This is a genomic window from Mesorhizobium sp. BH1-1-5 (assembly GCF_020165615.1).
Taxonomy (GTDB): domain Bacteria; phylum Pseudomonadota; class Alphaproteobacteria; order Rhizobiales; family Rhizobiaceae; genus Mesorhizobium.
On the sequence record NZ_JAIUIM010000010.1, the window covers coordinates 165929 to 185819 of the forward strand.

Sequence of the window (19891 nt, forward strand, 5' to 3'; positions counted from 1 at the left end):
TGGATCCGGCAGGGGAATGCAGCCAGATTGGTATCCTGCTTGGCGCGATGAGGCCTTTGAACAGCTCACGGCCAAGAACGCGCGCCTGGCGAAGGATTTCCGCCTCGGCAGCTGGTCGCATTACGACTACGATCTGACGGCCGGAAAGCTGCTGTTTTCCGACCAGAGCGGCGTCAAGGTCGTCTCGCAAATCCAGATTGCGGGTTCCACCAGCGCCAAGGCCGGCAACTGGCTCTGGGCCTGGGCCAATTCGAACTTGCCTGGCGACCTTCTCGGCGACGCGTAGACGACCTGTCCCAAGCCTATGTGGACGATATGAGCGGTGATCTGGAAGCCCTCGGCTGGGAGTTGACGGCGGCTATGGTTCGGGTTTGCAACGCACTTAGAGCTTACCGCTCCCCACGGGGTGAAGGCGGAGCGCTGTATCTGGTCTTCAAGACTATAGGATGGGCGAACTGACACAGCCCTTCGCTGCAAGGCATGGTGAAAATGAGAGAGCCCGTGCCTCTCGATGCACGGGCTCATTCAACGACTAAATATTCGCTTTCCGCAATTCCGGACGGAAAACCGCTACGCGCTTTTCCTGGAATCGCTTTGGGACTCTGACTGGAAGCCGTCAGTAGGGCGACATGCACTGCTGACGCGGGCCGTTGTAGGGCTGGAAGGTGTTGTCCGAGGCGCGGTACGAACGGTAGCGGTCGTAGCACCACTGGACATGCGAGTTGCCGCGATAGACGCGGTTGTTCTCGCTGTTGACGATGGCGCCGGTGATCAGCGCGCCGGTGGCGAAAGCAGCGAGCGGGAACCAATAGTCGCCATGGCGGCGATAGCCGTGGCGATATTCGCGGTAGCCGCGATGGCCGTTCCAATAGGCGCCGTCGTTTCGCGAGAAACGCTGGCCGCCGCGCCAATGGCCGCCATGCCGCCAGCGGAAATCGCGCACGTTCTGGACATCGGGCGACGCCGGCGAAGCTTGCGGGACGAACACCTGCGCGGCATTGGCGGGCACTGCCGCCGCGGCGGCGAACGAAACTGATAAGGTGGCGGCAAACAAGCCCGACACGATCTTTTTCATGGTCTTCTCCTTGAGAGAGTGGTTTGACGTCCCTGTGCCGGAGAAACGGAAAATCATCGCGAAGGTTCCCGTTTGAATCTCAAGCCGTTGTTATTTAAGGAACTTCTGAGATATCCTGGCCGATCGAAGCACGCATCGGAGTCGGCATCCACGAACGCCAGATCGTCGGTCGCCAACCTTGGCCAGACCCGTTGATAACTCCGGCGGGAAGCCGTCTTTTTCCGGTTGACCGGCCGCGGCACTCTCCCTATGTTCCGCGCAATTTCGAGGGCGGCGTTTCGAGCCCGCGGGAGCGCGTAGCTCAGCCGGTAGAGCAACTGACTTTTAATCAGTAGGTCATGGGTTCGAATCCCATCGCGCTCACCAAAAATCCACCGTTCAAACAGACGCCAGAACCCGCTTGCCGACGCTTCCATATCTGGGGCGATCGAAGCAGGAGTTCGTCGTCTGCACCCTGGCCATCGGAACAAAAACCTGTGCGCGGCTGTTTCCCTGTCGAAGGGACCGCAATTTGGGATGCGGATACAGTGGACGTACTGAACTTGGAACTGGCCAGAGCCAGGCAGCGCGTCAAGCGCGCGGAGACTTCTCTCAATCATGCGAAAGAAATGCTGGACGCGGAATGCGGGGTCGGAATCAATCTCGCGCTGTGCAGCCGTATAAGGTCGGAGAAGCAGCGAGTGGCGGAGGCCAGAAAGCGGCTGATGAAGATCGCTTCGACCGCCTCAGCCTGACGGGGTGACTTTCCCCAAGACGGGGGAGATCCTGTCGCGTTGCCTTGTCCCTGGATAGGGTCATGGTTAAACTCGGGCTTCCGAAGGAGGCTCCAGGATGACACTTGACCTTTCGGTAGACGCTCAGGTCCCCAAGGCGACGCCAAAGCCCGGCAAATATCTCTTCGGTCCGATTGCCGACTTCCTGATGCTCGGCGGCAGCGCGTTTCTGATCCTGCCGGTGCTGTTCTTCGTGCCGCGTGAGTACGAAGGCCCGTTGGCCGCGACCATGGTCGTCGTGGCCTATCTGGTGAACTATCCGCATTTCGCGCATTCCTACCAGATATTCTACCGCAATTTCGGCCGCAAGGCGCGCGGCGACGGCTACGACCGAAGCCTGCAGCTCCGCTATATCTTCGCCGGCGTCATCGTTCCGGCGGTCATGGCCCTGTTCTTTGCCTATGGCGCGGCGACATCCAACACCCGGCTGCTCGGCCTCGCGGCCAATGCGATGTTCTTCTTCGTCGGCTGGCACTACGTCAAGCAAGGCTACGGCATGCTGATGGTCGACGCCGTGCTGAAGCGCAAATTCTTCGATGACCGGGACAAGAAGGTGCTGCTCGTCAACAGCTATGCGGTGTGGATCCTGGCCTGGCTGCAGACGAATACGGCGGTGACGCAGGGGCAGTATTACGGCCTTCAATATTACACCTTCGCGGCGCCGTCCTGGATCACCGACATTGCCGTGCTGGCGGCCGTCGGATCGACGGCGGCCACGCTTCTGATGCTGGCCAACCGCTGGCGAAAAAATGGCGGCAGCCTGCCTTACTACGGCATCGTGGCCTATGTCGCCTCGCTCTATCTCTGGATCCTGATCGCCAGGATAAACCCGCTCTGGCTGCTGGTGGTGCCGGCGCTCCATTCGCTGCAATACCTTGCCGTGGTGTGGCGCTATCAAACCAATGTCGAGCGTGACGTCTCGGATGCCACGCGGGATCCGGAACCGAAAATGCTATCCGTGCTTGGACCTCGCTACAGGTTGCGGGTGCTGGGATTCATCATCGGGGGCGGGGCGCTCGGCTATCTCGGCTTCTGGCTGATCCCGTTCGTGCTGACCGCCCTGGTCCCATATGACAGCCAGGTCCTCGGTTCCTCGCTGTTCTTCTTCATCGTGCTGATCTTCATCAACGTGCACCACTACTTCCTCGACAATGTGATGTGGCGCCGAGGCAATCCGGAAGTGTCCAAATATCTGTTCCGGTAGGGAAATCAGCGTTGCGGGTGCACGCGCCAGGTCACGCGATCAGCGACACGCTCCCGCCGGCGTGACGCTCGATCCGGCCGGCGAGGTCGAGTTCCAGCAGCACCATCGCAATCTGCGCGGCGCTCAAGCCTGTGTGGCGTATGATCTCGTCTATGCCTGTCGGCGTCGGCCCGAGTGCTTCCAGTACATCGGCGCGGTCGTTTTCGCCGGGCGGCGGCATGGCGGATATGTCGGGCGCCTCCGCGAGTGGGGCGGTTCTTGGAGCTCGGGTGCCGGCAAGCGGCGCCAGCGCGCCGAGCACGTCGGCGGCCTCGGTGACGAGCGTCACGCCGTCCTTGAGCAGCGCGTTGCAGCCGGCGGCGCGCGGATCGAGCGGCGATCCCGGCACAGCGAAGACCAGCCGGCCCATATCGTTGGCGAGGCGGGCGCTGATCAGTGAGCCGGAGCGTTGCGCCGCCTCGACCACAACAAGGCCAAGCGCCATGCCTGCGACCAGGCGGTTGCGGCGCGGGAAATCCTGGGCGCGCGGCTGCCAGCCGAACGGCATTTCCGAAACGACGGCGCCGCCACGATCGGCGATCTCGTCGCACAGGCCGGCATTTTCAGGCGGGTAGGGGACATCGAGCCCGCCGGCCAGGACACCGATGGTGCCGGTCGAAACGCTGCCCTTGTGCGCGGCCGTGTCGATGCCGCGCGCCAGACCGGAAACGATGGCATAGCCGTCGCGGCCGAGATCGGACGCCAGTATGCGCGCCATCTTGATGCCGGCAAGCGAGGCGTTGCGGGCGCCGACGATTGCCACGGCGGGCAAGCGGAAGACCGCGCTTTCGCCTTTCACCGCCAACAGCGGCGGCGGGTTGTCGAGGGTCTTCAGCAAGGGCGGATAATCGGCTTCGCCGATGCCGACGAAGCGGGCTCCGGCGCGCCGGGCGGCGTCCAGCTCGGCTTCTGTCTCGGCGACGGAGGGGATGCGGACGATACGATTGGCGCCGCCGGAGATCATCAGCTCGGGCAGCATTTCAAGCGCGGCTTCGGCCGAGCCGAAGCGGTTGATCAGTTCGCGAAACGAGGCTGGGCCGACATTGGGCGTGCGGATCAGGCGAAGCCAGGCGAGCCGCTGCCGGTCGGTGAGGCGCGGGCCGGCGGCCGGAGCGCTCATCCCTTCGCCCCGATCTTGCCTTCGGTGCCGGCCACCAGCCGCGAGATGTTGGCGCGGTGCTTGACGATGACGATCAGGCTCATCACGGCGAACAGGCCAGCGATCTGCGGCGTGCTGATGAAATAGAGCGCGATCGGCACGACCACCGCGGCCGCCAATGCCGCCAGCGAGGAGTAGCGGAACAGGAAGGCCATCGCGAGCCAGACGACGGCGAAGACGAGCATGCCCTGCCAGGCAACGCCGAGCAGCACGCCGAGATAGGTCGCGACGCCCTTGCCGCCCTTGAAGCCGAGCCAGACTGGGAAGAGGTGGCCGAGGAACGCCGCGAAGCCGGCCAGAAGCCCGTAGTCTGGCGCAAAATGCCCGGCGATCAAAGCGGCAGCCGTGCCTTTCAGCGCGTCGAGCAGCAACGTGGCGGCGGCGAGGCCCTTGTTGCCCGTCCTCAGCACATTGGTCGCGCCGATATTGCCGGAGCCGATCTTGCGGACATCGCCGAGCCCGGCCGCACGGGTGATCAGGAGCCCGAACGGGATCGAGCCGAGCAGATAGCCGAAGACGAGCGCGATCACATAACCCATTGCTTCCCCCATATTGCCTGCCGCGCGCCTTGCTCCCTAAGATTGAGGCAATTTGTGCGATGCAACCTTAATTTGCAAGAGCTAGCCTTGCTTTAGTATGAGCTGGTCATAATGGTAGAGTCGGCAGGGTTCGCCAAGCAAGCCTGTGCCGGGCAGACTCGGAAGGACTCAGGTCAATAGGTGGTCTAGGCGGAAAAAACCGTGCGGCCCGCCACCACCGTCTGCAGGACTTTGCCCTGTAGGCGCGCGCCTTCGAAGCAGGTGTTCTTCGAGCGGGAGTGCAGGCCGCTCTCGCTGACGATCCACGGCTCGTCGAGATCGACGACCGCGAGATCTGCCGGCGCACCCGGCTTCAGCGTGCCGCCCGGCAGGCCGAACAATCGCGCCGGCGCGGTGGACAGCGTCTCGATCAGCCGCAGTAGCGGCACATCGCCATTGTGATAGAGCCGAAGCGCCGCGCCAAGCAGCGTCTCCAGCCCGATGGCGCCGGCGGCGGCATCGGCGAAGGGCAGGCGCTTGGTGTCGACGTCCTGCGGGTCATGCGAGGAGACGATGATGTCGATCGTGCCGTCCTTGATCGCCTCGATCATCGCCAGCCGGTCGTCCTCGGCGCGTAAGGGCGGGGTCAGCCGGAAGAAGGTGCGGTATTCGCCGACATCGTTCTCGTTGAGCGACAGGTTGTGGATGGCGACGCCGGCCGTGACATTGGCGCCGTCCGTCTTTGCCCGGTTCACCGCGCCGGCCGCCATCGCCGACGAGATTTTTGCGGCGTGATAGGCGCCGCCGGTCAGCCGGGCCAGCGCGAGGTCGCGTTCAAGCGGAATGAGCTCTGCCTCGCGCGGGATGCCCGAGAGGCCGAGCCAGCTTGCGTAGAGCCCTTCGTTCATCACCCCGGATGAGGCGAGGTTGGCGTCCTGGGTTTCATGCGCGACCACACCGCCGAAATCGCGCGCATAGGTCAGCGCCCGGCGCATGACCATCGCGTTGGCGATCGTGTGGCGGCCGTCGGTATAGGCGACCGCGCCGGCCTCGCGCAGAAGGCCGAATTCGGTCATCTCGCGGCCTTCGAGGCCCTTGGTGATCGCGGCCGCCGGAAAGATGTTGATGCTTGCCGTGTCGCGTGCGGTGCGCAGCACGAATTCCACCAGCGCCACATTGTCGATCACCGGATCGGTGTCGGGCATCATGACGATCGAGGTGACGCCACCGGCCGCCGCCGCGACGCTTGCCGAAGCGATGGTCTCGCGATGTTCGCCGCCGGGTTCCCCGATGAAGACGCGCGCGTCGACAAGGCCCGGAACGATCGTCTTGCCGGCGCAGTCGACGACGGTGGCGCCTTCCGGCGCGCCTTGGTTCAAGGCAGCCTTTCCGGCCGCTGCGATCTTGCGGCCCTCGACGATGACGCTGCCGATCTCGTCGACGCCGCGCGAGGGATCGACGATGTGCGCCTTGCTGAAGACGGTCACGCTCATGCGCCGCGCCCCTCATGGTTGCGGCGCGGATCAAGCAACGCCTCCATGACGGCCATGCGCACGGCGACCCCCATTTCCACCTGTTCCTGGATGACGCTCTGCGGTCCGTCGGCGATTTCGGAGGCGATCTCGACGCCGCGGTTCATCGGGCCGGGATGCATGACCAGCGCATCGCCCTTGGCGGCTTTCAGCTTCTCGGCGTCAAGGCCGAAATAGCGGAAATACTCGCGGACCGACGGCACGAAGGCGCCTTCCATGCGCTCGCGCTGCAGGCGCAGCATCATCACCACGTCGGCATCCTTCAGGCCCTCGGCCATCGAGCGCGCGACGATCACGCCCATCTTGTCGATGCCCGACGGCAGCAGTGTCGAGGGCGCGACGACGCGCACCTGCGCGCCAAGCGCGTTCAAAAGCATGATGTTGGAGCGGGCGACGCGCGAATGCAGGATGTCGCCGCAGATCGCCACGATCAGCTTCGACAGCGGCCCCTTGGCGCGGCGGATGGTCAACGCATCGAGCAGCGCCTGCGTTGGGTGCTCATGCGCGCCATCGCCGGCATTGACCACCGAGCAGTCGACTTTTTGCGCCAGAAGAGCTGCCGCGCCTGCCGACTGGTGGCGGATGATGAGGATGTCCGGCCGCATGGCGTTGAGCGTCATCGCCGTATCGATCAGTGTCTCGCCCTTCTTCACCGAGGAGCTTGCCACCGACATGTTCATGACGTCGGCGCCGAGACGCTTGCCGGCGAGCTCGAAGGACGATTGCGTACGGGTCGATGCCTCGTAGAACAGGTTGATCTGGGTGCGGCCGCGCAGCGTCGAGGTCTTCTTTTCCGGCTGGCGCGAGATCGCCACGGCCCGGTCCGCGCGATCGAGCAACAGCTCGATATCGGCGGGGGAAAGATCACGGATGCCCAGCAGATGGCGGTGAGGGAAGAGCGGCAGGGACGAAGCGTCGGTCATCTCAAGGCGCTGCTATAGGGCGCGGTCCGGCCTGCCGCAAGCGCCAGCTTTGGATTGCGGGCGTTCTCCCCGGTATTTTCGTCGCGCGCCTTCCATGGCTTGGGCTATAAGGCCCAATGGCTTCGGATTCGCGGCCGCGGCCTTGAAAATGGTAAGGACCTCTCGGCCAATTGAAGGATTGGGCAACTGAAGGACTGGGCGTGACCGACGAGGTGATCAACCAGCCGCCGCCGTTGACGGGCGGCAATGCATGGCGGGGCGATCCCTTGCTCATCCAGCTTGCCGAGCGTTTTTCCGATCCCGTGCGCAAGGATCTCGACGGGCTTGGCCGGTTCGTGATGACGCAGGAGGCGCAGGAGCTTGCCCGCCTCGCCAACACCGACACGCCGAAGTTGCGGACGCATGACCGTCAGGGCCGACGCCTCGACCTGGTCGAATATCATCCGGCCTATCATGCCTTGATGCGCCGCTCGGTCGCCGGTGGCCTGCATTCTTCGGTGTGGGAAAACGGCGATGCCGAGATCGGCCGCCGCCATCAGGTGAGGGCGGCGCGCTTCTATCTGACCGCCGAGCTCGAGACGGGACATCTTTGCCCCATCACCATGACCAGCGCCTCGCTGGCGGCGCTGATGGCAAGCCCGAAGCTCTTCCGCGAATGGGCGCCACGCGTGACGACGCGCAAATACGACCAGACGCAGAAGCCGCCGGTGCAGAAGACCGGGCTGACGCTCGGCATGGGCATGACCGAGAAGCAGGGCGGCACCGATGTGCGCGCCAACACCACCAGGGCGGAGCGCACGGGAAGCGGGTTCTACCGGTTGACGGGCCACAAATGGTTCATGTCGGCGCCGATGTCGGACGCCTTCCTGGTGCTCGGCCAGGCTCCGGAGGGACTATCCTGCTTCCTCGTGCCGCGCATCCTGGGCGACGGTTCCGGCAACGGCTTCCGCTTCCAGCGGCTGAAGGACAAGCTCGGCAACCGTTCGAACGCCTCGTCTGAGGTGGAGTTCGTCAACGCGATCGGCGAGATGGTCGGCGACCCGGGCGCAGGCGTCAAGACGATCATGGACATGGTGACGCTGACCCGGCTCGACTGCGCTGTCGCTTCGTCGGCGCTGATGCGGGCGGGCCTCGCCGAGGCCATCCACCACACGCGCCACCGCCAGGTGTTCGGCTCCAACCTGATCGACCAGCCGCTGATGCAGCGGGTTCTGGCCGATATGGCGCTCGACGTCGCCGCGGCCACGGCGCTGTCGTTCCGGCTGGCGCGCTCCTTCGACGAAGCGGCAAGCGACCGTGGCGAGGCGGCCTTTGCCCGCGCCATGACGCCTGTCGTCAAATACTGGGTCTGCAAGATCGCGCCACAGCTGCTTTACGAGGCGATGGAATGCCTTGGTGGCAACGGTTATGTCGAGGAAGCGCCGCTGGCCCGCTACTACCGCGAGGCGCCGGTCAACGCGATCTGGGAAGGCTCGGGCAATGTCATGGCGCTCGACGTGCTGCGCGTGCTTGGCCGCGCGCCCGGTCTGTTCGACGAAGTGCTGGCCGGCATCGACGGTGACCTAGGCACCGGTGGCCGCGGGACCATCGGGGTGCTAAAGGCAGCCATGCAGGTGGCTTCGACCGACCAGGGCTCGGCGCGCCTGCTTACCGAACAACTCGCGCTTTCGGCCGCGGCGGCGGAGCTTCGCCGGCTGGGAGCAGGGCGGATTGCCGATGCCTTCGTCGAAACGCGGCTGGGCGGCCAGTGGCGCACCACCTACGGAATGCTCGATTCGCGGCACGACGCACGCATGATCATCGACACGCTCTATCCGCCGGTGACCTGATCCGACTCCAAATCAAAGAGCATGATGCCGTCCGAAAACGGGTTCACACTTTGGGTGTCATGCTCCAGGGCGGATTGCCGATCTGTGGATAGCCGTTAACCTTAACAAATGGTTTCCATTGCAGCGAACCGTTGCAAAGCCCAATCTCCGCTTGCTGGAGTAGGGAACGGTTAACCATGACCTCCCCGGGCTCCGCCAGCGGGAAGCGCATGCGGCACGTGTTGAGCTCAGTTCTGGCCTTGCATTGGGCGGCGGTTTTCGCCCTGCTTGCCTATTTCTGCATGGACGGCAGCCGCGGCATAGTGGCGGCCCTTGGCGTGCTTGGCCTCTCTGTCCAGGGCAGCCGGTTTCCGCAGTTTGAGAACGCCGCCGTGGTCGCACCGCTTTCGATCGCGCTTTTGACCGTCGCGGTGTTGTTCTGCTGGGCTTTTGTCGAAACGCTGCTCAACGGCGCGGCAAGGCCGGACGCGGGTGAGAGCGTGGCGCGGGTCGCTTTCATCTTCGCATCGTCCCTGCTTTCGCTGATTCTCATCGGCGGCGTGGCGCAAGGCATCGACGGTCTGTTCGTGATCGTCGGCATTCAGATGACGGCACTGCTTGCCTCATATGTCGCAGTGACGGCCGAACGCCGCTCCGCCTTCGCCGCCGCAATGCATTTGCCCCAGGGCGATGTTCGTGCCGCCTCGCGCATGGCGATGGGGGCTGCGCACAGCTCGTTGCTTTCCCGTATATCCGGCCGCCCGGAAAACAAGCCTGGAGGCAGGCGCTGATGCGCACGATATTCACACTCTGGGCTGCTCCGATGGCCATCTTCTGGGGATGGTTCTTCCTATCGGCCAACGACATGAATTTCGGCTACGCGATGCTGAGCCGGCAGGTGCATGATTTCGCTTTCCAGCTCTATGGCCAGATGCTCGGCGTCGATCCGGCTATTATCCCGGGCATGGTGGCGCGAACCTGCGTTTTCGACTTTTTCCTGCTCATGGGGCTTTGGGCGTTCCGGCGCCGGCGCAACGTCGCCGAATGGATCAGGCAGCGGCGGCAGGGCAATATCAGCGAAGACCGTCTTGCCGGAGCGACTGAAGCCGGTCCAACGCTCCCTGCAGAATAAAGGCGGCGGCCGCCGAATCGATCTTGCTGGCGCGCTTCTTGCGCGAGAAATCCATCTCGATCAGTGTTCGTTCGGCGGCGACAGTCGACAGCCGCTCGTCCCACAGCACGAAGGGCAGGTCGCAAAGCGGCGCCATGTTGCGGACGAAGGCGCGCGATTTTTGCGCACGGGGCCCTTCCGAGCCGTCCATGTTGACAGGCAGACCGAGCACGAAGGCGCCGACATTGTCCTTCTCGAGCTGAGCGAGCAGTTGGGCGGCATCGAGCGAAAACTTCTTGCGCAGGATGACCGGGCGCGGATGGGCGAAGGACAGCCCACGATCTGAGACCGCCACACCGATCGTCTTGTCGCCGAGATCGAGCCCGGCGAGCGTCTTGCCGCCGGCAAGCCGCCCCGGCAGTTCCTCGATTGAAATAATGCCCAACGGGTTTTCCTGACATTCGGGCGACACACATCCTTTTGACGATAGGGAGCGTCGCGCTACTTTCAATTTGCCGCCAGCGTTCTATCTTCCGGCAACGGAAAAATCGAGGAAGCATTCATGAAACTGACCTGGTACGGACATTCGGCATTCCGCGTCGAGACCAAGGACGCCACCATCCTCATCGACCCTTATCTGGTCGGCAATCCGTCCTGGACAGGTGGCTGGGAAGGACCGGCTGAAGGGGTGACCCATGTGCTCCTGACCCATGGCCATAACGACCATGTCAGCGGCGCGGTCGAAGTGCTGAAGAAAAGCGGGGCCATGCTGGTCGCCAATTTCGAGATCTGCATGTTTCTCGTCGGCCAGGGCGTCAGCGGCGACAAGATCAATCCGGGCAATATCGGCGGCACCGTAGATTGCGGTCCTTTCACCACCACTTTCGTCCAGGCGCTGCATTCGTCCTCCTTCGGCGGCGAAGGCGGCACGAACACCTATCTCGGCAATCCGGGCGGGCTCGTCCTGCATTTTCCTGAAGACAAGACGCTCTACCACATGGGCGACACCGACATCTTCTCCGACATGGGGCTGATCAACGAGCTGCACGAGCCGAAGATCGGCATCGTGCCGATCGGCGACCGCTTCACCATGGGCGGCGCGGTGGCGGCCCTTGCCTGCCGCCGCTTCTTCGGCTTCGATACCGTCGTTCCCTGTCATTTCGGCACCTTCTCGATGATCGACCAGACCGCCGAAAAGTTCGTCACCGGCATGGAAGGCTCGGGCGTCAAGGTGGCGCTGCCGGAAATCGGTAAGGCGATATCTGTCTAGGCCAGCAGCTGTCATTCGCGCAAATTGAACTCGCCGCAAATCGACCCGCTCCGGGGCCGACGGAAGGCGAGTAGGTCGGCAACAGCGGCAGTACTATCTTTGCGAGGGCGTCAATTTGCCTTGATCGTTGACGATCGTCTCAAGGCTGGGACGGTAGGGAGAGCGACGTGAATAGGGCCTTGAAGTTGAACGCCGTGCTTGCTTGGATGGGTTTTTTAAGCCTTTTTTCGCTGTCTGGAAAAGCAACGGCCTGCGCAACTCTTCACGAGCAAGATCTGAGTTATTTCAGCAATGCACAAATCGTCGTCCGCGCCAGAATAATATCCTACAAACCGGTATTCGACTCGGAACTCCAGGAGCGGCGGCGCAAGTTTCGCGAGGCTACGAGCAAGAGTGGTTATCGGCAACTGGCGGACAAGCTATCGGATCGCTCCGCCGATAGCATTCGGATCAAGTTCGAGGTTGTAGAAACGATTTTCGGCTCTCCACGACTGGACAACTGGGAGGCCAATTGGGTCCACTCGACATTTGCCATGTCGGAGCAATGGAAAGGGCCGGAAAATGTGATCGTTGGTCTACGCGCCGCCATCGATCGCCACGGAATGCCATTTGTTCAGCTTGTTCAACAACCCTGTGCGTTAGCAATGATCCTTGAAGATAGCCCCGACAACCGAAAAGCGGTCACGGACGCTATTTCGGCGCAAAGGCGCAAGCACGTGGGTTACGCTTTCCAGTAACGTGCAACTTGGCTGGGGCGTCAAATGTTGCCCGATATGTTGCGCCCGCCGCGCCGCGCCGCTATAGCCCGCACTGGTTTTCCCGAGGCGATAAGACATGTCCGTTGATCTCCGAACCGTGAAGCGCGTCGCGCACCTTGCCCGTATCGCGGTGAGCGAGGAGGACGCCGAGCGCATGACCGGCGAATTGAACGCCATCCTCGGCTTCGTCGAGCAGCTGAACGAGGTCGATGTCGCGGGCGTCGAGCCGATGACCTCGGTCACGCCGATGGAGATGAAGAAGCGCCAGGATGCCGTTACCGACGGCAACAAGGCCGCCGACATTGTAGCCAACGCGCCGGCGACGGAAGAGAATTTCTTCCTCGTTCCGAAGGTGGTGGAGTAGGCCGTGGCTGTCGAGATCGCCGTCGAAACGCCTTTGCAGGACGACGTGCGCGCGCTGGTCGCCGAACTCAATGCCGCGCTGCTCGAGCTGACGCCGCCCGAGCACTGCTATCATCTCAGCGTCGAGCAGATGGCGGGCAAGGATACGACGGTGTTCATCGCCCGCGACAACGGCCTTGCCGTCGGCTGCGGCGCGCTCAAGCGCCATGACGATGCGGTCGGCGAGGTCAAGCGCATGTATACGCGGCCTTCGCATCGCGGCCGCAAGATCGGCGCCGAGATCGTCGAACGGGTCGAGGCGCTCGCCCGGCAGGAGGGACTGATGCGTCTTGTCCTTGAAACCGGCGATCGGCACCCCTCCGCCTGGACCGTCTATGAGCGCGCCGGATTCTCGCGTTGCGGACCGGTGCTGGATTATCCCGACTCCGAATGGTCGGTGTTTTACGAAAAGAGCCTTGCCTGATGAGCGATCTCACACATCTCACCATTTCCGAGGCCCGCGCCAAGCTGCGCGGCAAGGAGATCACCGCGGCCGAGATCACCGAGGCCTACCTCTCGGCGATCGAGAGCGCCAATCCCTTGCTCAATGCCTATGTGACCGTCACCGCCGACAAGGCGCGCGGCATGGCCAAGGCTTCCGATGCCAGGCTCGCCAAGGGCGATGGCGGCGCGCTGGAAGGCATTCCGCTGGGGATCAAGGACCTGTTCGCCACCGAAGGCATCCACACCCAGGCTTGCAGCCATGTGCTGGACGGCTTCAAGCCGCGCTACGAGTCGACAGTGACCAGCAATCTGTGGGCCGACGGCGCCGTCATGCTCGGCAAGCTCAACATGGACGAGTTCGCCATGGGCTCGTCGAACGAGACCTCCTATTACGGCCCGGTCATCAATCCGTGGCGCCGCTCGCGCCTGCAGACCACGGTCAAGCCGACCATCCATGACGGCGGCGGCGGCTTTGTCGTGCCCGGCGGCGTCGAGCAGAGCCGCACCTATGACAACATGCAGCTGGTGCCTGGCGGCTCGTCAGGCGGTTCGGCGTCATCCGTGGCCGCTTTCCTGTGCGCCGGCGCAACCGCGACCGACACCGGCGGCTCGATCCGCCAGCCCGCCGCCTTCACCGGCACGGTCGGCATCAAGCCGACTTACGGGCGCTGCTCGCGCTGGGGCATCGTCGCCTTTGCTTCCTCGCTCGACCAGGCCGGACCGATCGCGCGCGACGTGCGTGACGCAGCGATCCTGTTGAAGTCGATGGCCTCGGTCGACCCGAAGGACACGACCTCGGTCGACCGTCCGGTGCCGGACTATGAGGCGGCGATCGGCAAGCCGATCAAGGGCATGAAGGTCGGCATTCCGAAGGAATATCGCGTCGACGGCATGCCGGAAGACATCGAGGCGCTCTGGCAGCAGGGCATCGCCTGGCTGAAGGACGCCGGCGCCGAGATCGTCGATATCTCCCTGCCGCACACCAAATATGCCTTGCCGGCCTACTATATCGTGGCGCCCGCCGAGGCGTCGTCGAACCTCGCCCGCTACGACGGCGTCCGCTATGGCCTGCGCGTGCCCGGCAAGGACATCATCGAGATGTATGAGAAGACTCGCGCCGCCGGCTTCGGTCGCGAGGTCAAGCGCCGCATCATGATCGGCACCTACGTGCTGTCGGCCGGCTATTACGACGCCTACTATCTGCAGGCGCAGAAGGTGCGCACGCTGATCAAGCGCGACTTCGAAAACGTCTTTGCCGCCGGCGTCGACGTCATCCTGACGCCCGCAACCCCGTCGGCCGCCTTCGGCGTCGCCGACGAGGACATGGCTTCCGATCCGGTCAAGATGTACCTCAACGACATCTTCACCGTGACGGTGAACATGGCGGGTCTTCCCGGCATTTCGGTGCCGGCCGGCCTGGACGGCAAAGGCCTACCGCTCGGCCTGCAGCTGATCGGCCGCCCGTTCGACGAGGAGACGCTGTTCCAGACGGCGCATGTCATCGAAAAGGCCGCGGGCAAATTTCAGCCTGAAAAGTGGTGGTAGCGTCGTCCCTCATCTGACAAGGGGCGATGCATGTTCTACCACCTCTCCAAGATATTCTGGTTCTTCGTCCAGCCGGTGAACCTGGCCATCTTCCTGTTGCTCGCCGGCTTGCTGGCGACGCTGTTCGGACGCCGGCGGCTGGCGGCGACGGCCGGCGTGCTCGGCGTCGCCATCCTGGTTCTTTCGGCCTGGACGTCGGTCGGCGCGATGATGCTCAACCCACTGGAAGAACGCTTCCCCAAGCCGCCATTGCCGCAAAAGGTCGACGGCATCGTCGTGCTTGGTGGCGGCTTCGAGGGCGCCATCAATCTCGCGCGCGGCGGCTATGAATTGAACAGCGGCGGCGACCGCATGGTCGAGACAGCGATCCTGGCGAGGCGCTTTCCCCAGGCGAAGATCGTCGTGTCCGGCGGCAACGGCTCGCTTTTCCTCGACGGCGAGGGCGACGCCGATACCGCACCGCGGCTGCTTGGGGCGCTCGGCGTTTCGGCCGATCGCCTGATCCTCGAGGACAAATCGCGCAACACTTACGAGAACGCTGCCTTCTCGCGAAAACTGGTTGAGCCGAAACCGGGCGAGACCTGGCTGCTGGTCACGTCGGCTTTCCACATGCCGCGCGCCAAGGCGCTGTTCGACAAGGCGGGCTTTGCGACCATTCCGTGGCCGGTCGATTATCGCACCTCGGGCAAGGAAGGCGTCGGTTTCTACCGCGACAACCCGGTCGATTCGATGCAGGCGACCACCATTGCGATGCGCGAGTGGATCGGCCTTTTCGCCTACCGGCTCTCCGGCAAGATCGATCAGTTCTTCCCCGGACCGGGCGGCTGACCGAGGACGGCTTGCCGGGCCGCGGAGAAGAACTGACGGCGCACGAGCACCGCCAGAAGCACCAGCGTCGACATCACGAAGACGATCGGATCGACGAACCAGCCGAGATAGCCGATCGAGAAGAAGACGGCGCGCAGGCCGGAGTTGAAGTGCTTGCCGGCAAGCACGTTCATGCGCGTCGCCCGCCACACCGCCGTTTCGCTGACCGGGTTGCGCGAGGCTGGGCCATGCGGGGTCGGCACCGCGCCGATCAGGATCGAGCAGTAGTTGAAAAGCCGGTAGGCCCAGCCGAATTTGAAGAAGGCAAAGGCGAGAATCAGCACAAGGCCGAACACCTTGGTCTGAAAGGCTTCGCGCGGCGAAGCCGCGCCGAGGGGCAGTTCTGCCAGAACCTGAAGCACGCGGTCGGAGGCGCCGAGCAGGGCAAAACAGCCGCCGAGCGCGATCAGCGAGCTCGAGGCGAAGAACGCCGTGCCTTGCTGCAAGCCGTTCATGATCGCGGTGTCGACGATGCGGATTTCGCGTTCGGCCATGTTGCGCATCCAGGCTTCGCGCTGGGCGTTCATCGCCGTCGTCAGGGAGACGCGGCTGATCAGCCTGCCGTCGGAGGCGAGCGTATGCAGCACCCAGACGACCAGGAAGAAGGTCAAAGCCGCCAGATCTGCCGCTGAAAGGTGGAGTGAGTCGCCCATGCGCTCTTGTAACACGGGCCGGGCCGGCGCTTCGACGGGCACCCGAGCTCTCGGCGGGATGATGTCGCTGGCGGAGCAAACAAGGTCGGCAGCCGCCGCGCCGCGATTTGCAAAACAGCGGAAACATCCCGGGAATTCCTATATGTAAGTCTTGATCGGTTCCCAGGAGACAACGGCCCCGTGTTCCTTTCGGTTTTCGACCTGTTCAAGATCGGCATCGGCCCGTCGAGCTCCCACACGATGGGGCCGATGACGGCCGCGCGCCGGTTCCTCGACGAGATCCTGGCCGGCGACTGGCCGCGGCCCGCGGGCGTGAAAGTCGACCGCATCGGCGCCAGCCTGCATGGTTCGCTCGCCTATACCGGCATCGGCCATGGCTCCGACCGCGCCGTGATTCTTGGCCTGGCAGGCCAGACGCCGCAGACGGTCGATCCGGACGAGGCCGACGGCATCGTCGCTCGCATCGCAGCCGACAAGCGCATTTCGCCTCCCGGGCATCCATCCTATCGCTTCGATCCGGCGAAAGACCTGGCGCTCGACCGCAAGACGCCGCTCACCGGCCACGCCAACGGAATGGCCTTCTACGCCTATGACAACTCCGACCGGCTTTTGCTCAAGCGCATCTATTATTCGATCGGCGGCGGCTTCGTCGTTTCCGAGGAAGAGTTGCAGCGCATGAAGGCCAAGGGCTCGGTGACGACCGAGGGCAAGAAGGTTCCGTACCCGTTCAAGAATGCCGTCGAGATGCTGGCGATGGCGGCAAAGAGCGGGCTTTCCATCGCCGAGATGAAGCGCGCCAACGAGGAAAAGCACATGTCGCGCGAGGAGCTCGATGCAGGCTTGGACGCGATCTGGGGCGCGATGAAAGGCTGCATCGATCGCGGCCTGTCACAGGACGGCATCATGCCGGGCGGGCTGAAGGTGCGCCGCCGCGCGCGGCAACTGCACGACAAGCTGCAGGAGCAGTGGCAACAGAACCGGCCCAATCCCTTGCTCGCCAATGACTGGCTGTCGATCTACGCCATGGCGGTCAACGAAGAGAACGCCGCCGGCGGGCGCGTGGTGACGGCGCCCACCAATGGCGCCGCCGGCACGCTGCCCGCGGTGCTGCGCTACTGGCTGCACTTCCATCCTGAGGCCGACCAGCCGAGCATCCGCGACTTCCTGCTGTCGGCGGCTGCTGTCGGCGGCATCATCAAGTCAAACGCCTCGATCTCCGGCGCCGAGGTCGGCTGCCAGGGTGAAGTGGGTTCCGCTTCGGCAATGGCCGCGGCCGGCCTGTGCGCCGTGATGGGCGGCACGCCCGAGCAGGTAGAGAACGCCGCCGAGATCGCGCTGGAACATCATCTCGGCATGACCTGCGATCCGGTCGGCGGCCTGGTGCAGGTGCCCTGCATAGAGCGCAATGCGCTTGGCGCGGTGAAGGCCGTGACCGCCGCGTCCTTGGCCATCAAGGGCGACGGCACGCATTTCGTGCCGCTCGATGCCGCGATCGAAACCATGCGCCAGACCGGCCTCGACATGAACGAAAAATACAAGGAAACCAGCCTCGGCGGCCTGGCCGTGAACGTGGTTGAGTGCTGAGGGGGGCGGCCCACACAGTATGACCGGCGTCGCTGAGTTCAACGTCCCGACTACGGGATGCGGTCGCCGGGATAGTCCTTGCCGTCTTGATGTATGACCAGCTTCCGAGCGTCGGTTGAGCCGTCCGTGTCGAAGGTGAACACGGAATCGAACGCGGTCGTGAAGAAATCACGGTCGCTTTGCGCAAACAGCTCGAATTTGGCCCCTCCCGTCGCTCGTGAAAACAGCTGCCCGCCTTCATTCGAAATATGGACGATCATGGTCGGGCCAAGTCGATAGTTTCCAATCAGCCGGTCCAGGAGCTTTGGGTCGACCGCGACCAATTTCCGCTCCTTGCGGGTCCAGTCCGGCCACTGATATTCGGCGGCGATGCTCTGCATGATCTCCGCAACCAGGACGTCGCCTTGGTCGCCATTTGTCATCACAATGGCGCCGTCGCCTGTTTCGTAGGAAATCATCGAATTTATGAAACCGGCATTCACGCCGTCATGACCAAAGCGACGATGTGGCGGTGAGCCGCGCACGATCAGGCCGAGGCCATAGTTCCCAAGCCCAGAGGTCAGCATTTGGATTGCCGCCGGCTGGGAGAGTATCGGCATTGGCCGGCCTGCCCACGCGTCGAGCAGGGCCAGGTCGAAGCGAGCCAGGTCGGTTGGCGTCGTCCACAATCCAGCCGCCGCCAACTCGGGATAGGTGTGCGGGCCGCCGGCGACCGGGTCGCCACCTATGGTATGTGGCATCGCTGCGTGGGGAAGATCGCGAGCGGGCAGCGGTTGACGATAGCTGCTGCGGGACATCCCAAGCGGGCGAAGCACCGTCTCGTCCAGCAAATCCTCAAACGGTCTGCCGGTAACGTCGATCAGCAGCTGCTGCACAATCGTGTAGCCGCCACCGGAATACCGGAAATTCCTACCCGGCGGTTCATCGACGACAATCGGAGGATTGTTCGCTGGTGGGGAGCCATCGAGCACATCGATAAGGGACGGAATCGGCAATCCTGCCTGATACCCTGCAAAACCATGGACCGTCGTCCCGGCGGAGTGGCTGAGCAATTCCCGAAGAGTGACTTTCGTCTTGTCGGTATACGAATTGGCCGGAACTTTCCAACTCTTCAGATACGAATTTACATCCACGTCGAGATCAAGTTTTCCAGCTTGGGCCAAAGCCATGACCGCCATGGCTGCTACCGGCTTGCTGATCGACCCGGCCTGAAAGAGTGTGCCTGGCCCAACCGGGCGGCCACCCTGCAATGCAACGCCGAAGCCTCGCGCCCATTCCACGGCGCCGTTGTGAATGACCGCGATGCTCACGCCGGGAACATTCAGCGTGCTCATCCTGGCCGTGAGCGAGGCATGAGGTTGACCGGCAAATCCGATGGGAGGTCGAAGCCCGCCAAGGACACGCTGAATGCGCGCCTCGATCTCTGCTTGGGTGACCGGAGGCGGAGATTTTCCATTCGACGTGGAAGGCCCATTCTGAGCCCGCGTGCTCGTCATGATGGCCGGCAACATCAACGTCGCTGCCAAAACCACCTGGCGCCTATTCGGCCCATTCTGTTCTCGACCGTCTGCCAAGATGACAACTGCTCCGCGAGCCACCAAGCTACCGATTGTGTATCCTGGATTCCTGCTGGTTTTATGGCGTCATCCTGCTGGCCCTGTGGAGAAGTCGCTCAGGGCGTTGACGCGTCAACCCTTGCGGCTAAATCTTGGGGCATGTCACTCAATCTCATCAAACTGTGCGTCGGCTGCGACAGCGTCGAGGATCTCGAAGAGTGGATTGCCTTCCGTCTCGACGAACGGCGCCGCGCCGGCGAGCCGGCCGAGCACTGGCACACCACCCGCATGGTGCCGACACGTGGCGGCGAGATCACGGATGGCGGTTCGCTCTATTGGGTGATCAAGGGCAGCGTCCAGTGCCGGCAGCTGATCACGGAGATCCGGCCCTTCACCGACGATGAAGGCATAGGCCGCTGTCATCTGATGCTCGATCCCGAGGTCGTGCGCACCGACTGGCAGCCGCGGCGCGCCTTCCAGGGCTGGCGTTATCTCAAGCCCGCCGATGCGCCGGTCGACCTCGGCAAGGGCAGGGCGGCACTGGCCGAGATGCCGCCGAAGCTCAGGCTGGAACTCGCCGAACTCGGCCTGCTCTAGCGCGTTTCACCGTTTCACGGAAACGGCGAACCACTCTATCCTTTTGTTTTACGCAATTCCGGACGGAAGACCG

At 63.5% G+C, this 19891-nt stretch carries 22 protein-coding genes and 1 tRNA gene; 15 read left to right on the forward strand and 8 right to left on the reverse strand.

What is annotated here, in order from left to right; translation table 11 throughout:
* The first annotated feature begins 16 nt into the window (after positions 1–16).
* A complete protein-coding gene (locus LB572_RS15690) occupies positions 17–286 on the forward strand; it encodes a DUF6882 domain-containing protein (RefSeq protein WP_224668333.1) in 270 nt (89 codons plus the stop codon).
* 330 nt (positions 287–616) lie between these two features.
* Here the strand turns inward: LB572_RS15690 and LB572_RS15695 are convergent, their stop codons facing one another.
* Positions 617–1075 (reverse strand): BA14K family protein, encoded by a 459-nt coding sequence (locus LB572_RS15695; protein ID WP_224668334.1) that lies wholly within the window; start codon positions 1073–1075, stop codon positions 617–619.
* Positions 1076–1365: 290 nt separating this feature from the next.
* On the opposite strand from LB572_RS15695, the gene LB572_RS15700 reads away from it, so the two are divergent.
* From LB572_RS15700 to LB572_RS15710, 3 genes are all read left to right on the forward strand, one after another.
* Positions 1366–1441: transfer RNA gene (locus LB572_RS15700), tRNA-Lys, on the forward strand.
* Between the two features lie 161 nt (positions 1442–1602).
* Positions 1603–1809 (forward strand): hypothetical protein, encoded by a 207-nt coding sequence (locus LB572_RS15705; protein WP_224668335.1) that lies wholly within the window; start codon positions 1603–1605, stop codon positions 1807–1809.
* Between the two features lie 97 nt (positions 1810–1906).
* The gene (locus LB572_RS15710) at positions 1907–3052 is read left to right on the forward strand and encodes a hypothetical protein (protein ID WP_224668336.1); all 1146 of its coding nucleotides are present in this window, start codon (positions 1907–1909) and stop codon (positions 3050–3052) included.
* 31 nt (positions 3053–3083) lie between these two features.
* Here the strand turns inward: LB572_RS15710 and dprA are convergent, their stop codons facing one another.
* The 4 genes from dprA to LB572_RS15730 form a co-directional block, all read right to left on the reverse strand.
* Positions 3084–4211 carry a DNA-processing protein DprA gene (dprA, locus tag LB572_RS15715; RefSeq protein WP_224668337.1) on the reverse strand — a complete coding sequence of 376 codons (1128 nt, stop codon included), beginning with the start codon at positions 4209–4211 and terminating at the stop codon, positions 3084–3086.
* A complete protein-coding gene (plsY, locus tag LB572_RS15720) occupies positions 4208–4789 on the reverse strand; it encodes a glycerol-3-phosphate 1-O-acyltransferase PlsY (RefSeq protein ID WP_224668338.1) in 582 nt (193 codons plus the stop codon). The genes dprA and plsY overlap by 4 nt, the downstream gene beginning before the upstream one ends.
* Before the next feature lie 185 nt (positions 4790–4974).
* The gene (locus LB572_RS15725) at positions 4975–6261 is read right to left on the reverse strand and encodes a dihydroorotase (protein ID WP_224668339.1); all 1287 of its coding nucleotides are present in this window, start codon (positions 6259–6261) and stop codon (positions 4975–4977) included.
* Positions 6258–7223 carry an aspartate carbamoyltransferase catalytic subunit gene (locus tag LB572_RS15730; RefSeq protein ID WP_140802451.1) on the reverse strand — a complete coding sequence of 322 codons (966 nt, stop codon included), beginning with the start codon at positions 7221–7223 and terminating at the stop codon, positions 6258–6260. Before LB572_RS15730 ends, LB572_RS15725 begins: the two co-directional genes overlap by 4 nt.
* 200 nt (positions 7224–7423) lie before the next feature.
* On the opposite strand from LB572_RS15730, the gene LB572_RS15735 reads away from it, so the two are divergent.
* From LB572_RS15735 to LB572_RS15745, 3 genes are all read left to right on the forward strand, one after another.
* A complete protein-coding gene (locus LB572_RS15735) occupies positions 7424–9052 on the forward strand; it encodes a DNA alkylation response protein (protein ID WP_140802450.1) in 1629 nt (542 codons plus the stop codon).
* Positions 9053–9270: 218 nt separating this feature from the next.
* Positions 9271–9822, forward strand: coding sequence for a hypothetical protein (locus LB572_RS15740; protein ID WP_412033565.1), 552 nt, complete (start codon positions 9271–9273; stop codon positions 9820–9822).
* Complete coding sequence (locus LB572_RS15745; RefSeq protein WP_224668341.1) at positions 9822–10163, forward strand: DUF6105 family protein; 342 nt, start codon at positions 9822–9824, stop codon at positions 10161–10163. Before LB572_RS15740 ends, LB572_RS15745 begins: the two co-directional genes overlap by 1 nt.
* Here the strand turns inward: LB572_RS15745 and ruvX are convergent.
* On the reverse strand, positions 10105–10587 hold the full coding sequence (gene ruvX / locus LB572_RS15750; protein WP_224668342.1) for a Holliday junction resolvase RuvX: 483 nt from the start codon (positions 10585–10587) through the stop codon (positions 10105–10107). The two genes, LB572_RS15745 and ruvX, sit on opposite strands and share 59 nt — an antisense overlap.
* 117 nt (positions 10588–10704) lie before the next feature.
* On the opposite strand from ruvX, the gene LB572_RS15755 reads away from it, so the two are divergent.
* From LB572_RS15755 to LB572_RS15780, 6 genes are all read left to right on the forward strand, one after another.
* Positions 10705–11412, forward strand: a complete 708-nt coding sequence (locus LB572_RS15755; protein WP_224668343.1) for a metal-dependent hydrolase — start codon at positions 10705–10707, stop codon at positions 11410–11412.
* Positions 11413–11579: 167 nt separating this feature from the next.
* On the forward strand, positions 11580–12149 hold the full coding sequence (locus LB572_RS15760) for a hypothetical protein (protein ID WP_224668344.1): 570 nt from the start codon (positions 11580–11582) through the stop codon (positions 12147–12149).
* A gap of 97 nt (positions 12150–12246) precedes the next feature.
* The gene (gene gatC / locus LB572_RS15765) at positions 12247–12534 is read left to right on the forward strand and encodes an Asp-tRNA(Asn)/Glu-tRNA(Gln) amidotransferase subunit GatC (RefSeq protein ID WP_140802444.1); all 288 of its coding nucleotides are present in this window, start codon (positions 12247–12249) and stop codon (positions 12532–12534) included.
* Positions 12535–12537: 3 nt separating this feature from the next.
* On the forward strand, positions 12538–12996 hold the full coding sequence (locus tag LB572_RS15770; protein WP_224668345.1) for a GNAT family N-acetyltransferase: 459 nt from the start codon (positions 12538–12540) through the stop codon (positions 12994–12996).
* On the forward strand, positions 12996–14561 hold the full coding sequence (locus tag LB572_RS15775) for an amidase (RefSeq protein ID WP_140802442.1): 1566 nt from the start codon (positions 12996–12998) through the stop codon (positions 14559–14561). Before LB572_RS15770 ends, LB572_RS15775 begins: the two co-directional genes overlap by 1 nt.
* A gap of 30 nt (positions 14562–14591) precedes the next feature.
* Positions 14592–15389 (forward strand): YdcF family protein, encoded by a 798-nt coding sequence (locus LB572_RS15780; protein ID WP_224668346.1) that lies wholly within the window; start codon positions 14592–14594, stop codon positions 15387–15389.
* Here LB572_RS15780 and LB572_RS15785 read toward each other — a convergent pair.
* Complete coding sequence (locus LB572_RS15785) at positions 15362–16081, reverse strand: DUF599 domain-containing protein (protein ID WP_140802440.1); 720 nt, start codon at positions 16079–16081, stop codon at positions 15362–15364. The genes LB572_RS15780 and LB572_RS15785 overlap by 28 nt on opposite strands.
* Positions 16082–16261: 180 nt before the next feature.
* Between LB572_RS15785 and LB572_RS15790 the strand changes: the two genes are divergently transcribed.
* Positions 16262–17665, forward strand: coding sequence for an L-serine ammonia-lyase (locus LB572_RS15790; protein ID WP_140802439.1), 1404 nt, complete (start codon positions 16262–16264; stop codon positions 17663–17665).
* Between the two features lie 50 nt (positions 17666–17715).
* On the opposite strand, the gene LB572_RS15795 is transcribed toward LB572_RS15790, so the two are convergent.
* A complete protein-coding gene (locus tag LB572_RS15795) occupies positions 17716–19176 on the reverse strand; it encodes a serine hydrolase (protein WP_224668347.1) in 1461 nt (486 codons plus the stop codon).
* Between the two features lie 204 nt (positions 19177–19380).
* On the opposite strand from LB572_RS15795, the gene LB572_RS15800 reads away from it, so the two are divergent.
* Positions 19381–19818, forward strand: a complete 438-nt coding sequence (locus LB572_RS15800) for a DUF1489 family protein (RefSeq protein ID WP_140802436.1) — start codon at positions 19381–19383, stop codon at positions 19816–19818.
* The last annotated feature ends 73 nt before the right edge of the window (positions 19819–19891 follow it).

Bases quoted from the DNA above. Each gene is read 5' to 3' on its own strand.
- LB572_RS15745 (WP_224668341.1), top strand. From the start codon at position 9,822: ATGCGCACGATATTCACACTCTGGGCTGCTCCGATGGCCATCTTCTGG.
- LB572_RS15800 (WP_140802436.1), top strand. From the start codon at position 19,381: ATGTCACTCAATCTCATCAAACTGTGCGTCGGCTGCGACAGCGTCGAG.
- LB572_RS15710 (WP_224668336.1), top strand. From the start codon at position 1,907: ATGACACTTGACCTTTCGGTAGACGCTCAGGTCCCCAAGGCGACGCCA.
- LB572_RS15690 (WP_224668333.1), top strand. From the start codon at position 17: ATGCAGCCAGATTGGTATCCTGCTTGGCGCGATGAGGCCTTTGAACAG.
- LB572_RS15795 (WP_224668347.1), bottom strand. From the start codon at position 19,176: ATGTTGCCGGCCATCATGACGAGCACGCGGGCTCAGAATGGGCCTTCC.
- plsY (WP_224668338.1), bottom strand. From the start codon at position 4,789: ATGGGTTATGTGATCGCGCTCGTCTTCGGCTATCTGCTCGGCTCGATC.
- dprA (WP_224668337.1), bottom strand. From the start codon at position 4,211: ATGAGCGCTCCGGCCGCCGGCCCGCGCCTCACCGACCGGCAGCGGCTC.
- LB572_RS15775 (WP_140802442.1), top strand. From the start codon at position 12,996: ATGAGCGATCTCACACATCTCACCATTTCCGAGGCCCGCGCCAAGCTG.
- LB572_RS15730 (WP_140802451.1), bottom strand. From the start codon at position 7,223: ATGACCGACGCTTCGTCCCTGCCGCTCTTCCCTCACCGCCATCTGCTG.
- LB572_RS15780 (WP_224668346.1), top strand. From the start codon at position 14,592: ATGTTCTACCACCTCTCCAAGATATTCTGGTTCTTCGTCCAGCCGGTG.
- LB572_RS15785 (WP_140802440.1), bottom strand. From the start codon at position 16,081: ATGGGCGACTCACTCCACCTTTCAGCGGCAGATCTGGCGGCTTTGACC.
- gatC (WP_140802444.1), top strand. From the start codon at position 12,247: ATGTCCGTTGATCTCCGAACCGTGAAGCGCGTCGCGCACCTTGCCCGT.
- LB572_RS15725 (WP_224668339.1), bottom strand. From the start codon at position 6,261: ATGAGCGTGACCGTCTTCAGCAAGGCGCACATCGTCGATCCCTCGCGC.
- LB572_RS15695 (WP_224668334.1), bottom strand. From the start codon at position 1,075: ATGAAAAAGATCGTGTCGGGCTTGTTTGCCGCCACCTTATCAGTTTCG.
- LB572_RS15755 (WP_224668343.1), top strand. From the start codon at position 10,705: ATGAAACTGACCTGGTACGGACATTCGGCATTCCGCGTCGAGACCAAG.